Annotated in this window: 4 protein-coding genes; all 4 read left to right on the top strand. The window is 58.5% G+C overall.

All coding sequences use genetic code 11. From position 1 onward, the window contains the following. The first annotated feature begins 259 nt into the window (after positions 1–259). Genes FN633_RS14700 through FN633_RS14715 form a run of 4 tightly spaced genes read left to right on the top strand, consistent with a single transcriptional unit; the run spans position 260 to position 2,900 of the window. On the top strand, positions 260–466 hold the full coding sequence (locus FN633_RS14700; protein ID WP_154058216.1) for a hypothetical protein: 207 nt from the start codon (positions 260–262) through the stop codon (positions 464–466). 14 nt (positions 467–480) lie between these two features. Continuing rightward, on the top strand, positions 481–2,148 hold the full coding sequence (locus FN633_RS14705) for a portal protein (RefSeq protein WP_154058217.1): 1,668 nt from the start codon (positions 481–483) through the stop codon (positions 2,146–2,148). Further along, positions 2,145–2,450: a Bbp19 family protein gene (locus FN633_RS14710; protein WP_154058218.1), complete on the top strand. Its 306-nt coding sequence runs from the start codon at positions 2,145–2,147 to the stop codon at positions 2,448–2,450. Before FN633_RS14705 ends, FN633_RS14710 begins: the two co-directional genes overlap by 4 nt. Further along, the gene (locus FN633_RS14715; protein ID WP_154058219.1) at positions 2,451–2,900 is read left to right on the top strand and encodes a DUF1737 domain-containing protein; all 450 of its coding nucleotides are present in this window, start codon (positions 2,451–2,453) and stop codon (positions 2,898–2,900) included. It begins immediately after the preceding gene. The last annotated feature ends 15 nt before the right edge of the window (positions 2,901–2,915 follow it).

A 2,915-nucleotide genomic window follows, 5' to 3' on the forward strand; every position in this document is an offset into this window, starting at 1 on the left:
CCAGGCTTGCACATTCCGGCTACCTGTCAGGGCATGAAATTCAAGGGAACCTTTCAGACCGCTGTCGGCGCATGTGCCATACACCGAAATAAAACACACACCGCCGTTTGCATTTAACGACCCGGCTTAAAGGTCATTCGTTGATGTGTGTCTTATTTACCTAAAAGGTAATAATTGAAGTGCTTTATGTCAATACCCTACGCTAAATAATTCTTATGTGGTTAAATTGGTAATAATTTGAGCCAGCCGGAGTTATGTCATGTGCGTTGGATCCACACCTAAAGTCACCGCCGCCCCAGAGATTCAGGCTGCCCCGCAGGAGCAGGATGCCGCCGTTGTTGACGCACGCGACGAGGAAACCCGCCGCCGCCGCGCTGCATCAGGCCGTAATTCCACGCTGCTGACAGGTGCGCAGGGCGATACCTCCACCGCTAATACCAGCGGCAAAACCCTGCTCGGCCAGTAACGGAGCGATTGCAGATGGCGGAATCACTGAAAGAACGACTCGGCAAGCAGTTTGCGCAGCTGGATAACGACCGGGCTTCGTTCGTGTCGCACTGGCGCGAGCTGAGCGAGTTTATCGACCCGCGCGGATCCCGCTTTCTCACCAGTGACGCCAATCGCAATGATCGCCGTAACTCCCGCATCGTTGACCCCAGCGCCTCCCTTGCTGCTGATACGCTCTCCAGCGGCATGATGTCCGGCATCACTTCACCGGCGCGCCCGTGGTTCCGCCTGGCTACGCCTGATCCGGACATGATGGACTATGGCCCGGTTAAGGTCTGGTTAGAGACCGTGCAGAACCGCATGAACGATATGTTCAACAAGTCGAACCTGTACCAGTCCCTGCCGCTGCTCTATTCCAGCCTGGGCAACTACAGCACCGGCGCTATGGCCGTTCTCGAAGACGACGACGACATTATCCGCACCGTGCCTTTCCCGATAGGCAGCTACCACCTGGCTAACTCCGCGCGCGGCAGCGTCGACACCTGTTACCGCAAGTTCAGCATGACCGTGCGCCAGCTGGTGATGCAGTTCGGGAAAGACAACGTCAGCACTTCCGTTAAGGGCATGTGGGAAGCCGGGAACTATGAGCAGTGGGTAGAGGTCATGCACGCCGTCTATCCGAACGTTGATCGTGATACCGGTCGCATGGATTCGAAGAACAAGCCATGGAAATCCGTTTACTACGAGGTCGGCGGCGACAGCGACAAGCTGCTGCGCGAGTCCGGCTTCGACGAGTTCCCAATTATCGCCCCGCGCTGGACTGTTAACGGCGAGGACGTCTACGGCAGCAAATGCCCGGGCATGACCGCGCTGGGCCAGATCAAAGCTCTCCAGCTGGAGCAGAAGCGTAAAAGCCAGATCATCGACAAGGTGACCAACCCTCCCATGGTCGGCCCGTCCTCGCTGAAGAATCAGCGTGTTTCCCTGCTGCCAGGCGACATCACCTACATCGACCAGATGACTCAGCAGGACGGTTTCCGCCCGGCGTACCAGGTCAATCCCGACATGTCCGGCCTGCTGGCAGACATCCAGGACACCCGGCAGATCATCGACCGCTGTTACTTCGTCGACCTGTTCCGGATGCTACAGAGCATCAACACCCGCTCTATGCCGGTGGAAGCCGTGATCGAGATGAAGGAAGAGAAGCTCCTGATGCTTGGCCCGGTGCTGGAGCGCCTGAACGACGAAGCGCTAAACCCGCTCATCGATCGCGCTTTCTCCCTGATGGCGCGCAAGAACATGCTGCCGCCGCCTCCCGAAGTCATGCAGGGCATGCCGCTGCGCATCGAATACATCTCAGTGATGGCCCAGGCGCAGAAGTCTATCGGACTCAGCAGCCTGACGCAGGCCGTTGGCTTTATCGGCCAGCTGGCACAGGTCAAGCCGGAGGCGCTCGACAAGCTCAACATCGATGAGGCTATCGACTCCTACGCGGAAATGTCCGGCGTGTCGCCGACCGTTATTCTCCCGCAGGAGCAGGTCGACCAGATCCGCCAGTCACGTGCTCAGCAGCAGCAGCAGATGCAGGCAGCTGCGATGGCTCAGGCCGCCGCCCAAGGCGCGAAAACCCTTAGCGAGACGCAGACCACCGAGCCGAGCGCGCTTACCGCGCTGGCAGGCGCAGCAGGAGGCCAGCAATGACTGATGAGTGGGACGACGATCAGCCGAATCCTGAGCAGGTGAAGCGACTGCAGATACGCGCTGAGCGTGACGCTGATGATATCCGCCAGGTAATGGGCACTGAGCAGGGCCGCCGCGTTGTCTGGGCAGTGCTGGAGCAGGGAAAGGTTTTCGGCTCCACGTTCGCTATTGATCCGGCGGTGACCGCGTTCAACGAAGGGCAGCGAAATCTGGCGCTGGCATTGTTTAGCCGCGTAATGGCTGTCTGCCCTGAGCAGTATCTGAAGATGGCCAATGAGGCCAACACCCAGGAGGAGAAGTAGATGCCGATTACCGACATCAAATTTGTGCGTGCCTCATCCATCGCCGAGCTGGAAACGATGGTGCCACCACTGTTGAAGGCGGGCTGGCAGCCTTATGGCGCTGTGCAGATCCGGAACACCAATAACGCCAGCGGTGGGTACGACTTCTTCCAGGCAATGGTGATGGGCGACTCAACCACGCCAAACAGCAATCAGAAGCTGCTGACCGACGGTGACGCCGTAACGGTACAGAACAGCGCAGGGGCAACTGTAGCGGGCACGCACAAGCTCTCGATCGTCAACGGTGTGCTGGTGCTGAAGCTCGACTCTACGGTTGCGCCGCTGATTAACGGCCAGGTGCAGAACTCCGTGCCGGTGACCAACAACGCACTGCTGGCTATCGGAACCACTAACCGCAAAGTGACCAGCACAGTAGCCGCTGGCGCGCTGACCAACTTAACCATCGTTTAAAGAGGCTTTATGAAC

This window comes from Pseudescherichia vulneris, assembly GCF_902164725.1.
GTDB classification, from domain to species: Bacteria; Pseudomonadota; Gammaproteobacteria; order Enterobacterales; family Enterobacteriaceae; genus Pseudescherichia; species Pseudescherichia vulneris.

What these genes read in the sequence shown, in the direction of transcription:
- FN633_RS14700 (WP_154058216.1), top strand. Translation starts at nt 260, where the DNA reads ATGTGCGTTGGATCCACACCTAAAGTCACCGCCGCCCCAGAGATTCAG.
- FN633_RS14705 (WP_154058217.1), top strand. Translation starts at nt 481, where the DNA reads ATGGCGGAATCACTGAAAGAACGACTCGGCAAGCAGTTTGCGCAGCTG.
- FN633_RS14710 (WP_154058218.1), top strand. Translation starts at nt 2,145, where the DNA reads ATGACTGATGAGTGGGACGACGATCAGCCGAATCCTGAGCAGGTGAAG.
- FN633_RS14715 (WP_154058219.1), top strand. Translation starts at nt 2,451, where the DNA reads ATGCCGATTACCGACATCAAATTTGTGCGTGCCTCATCCATCGCCGAG.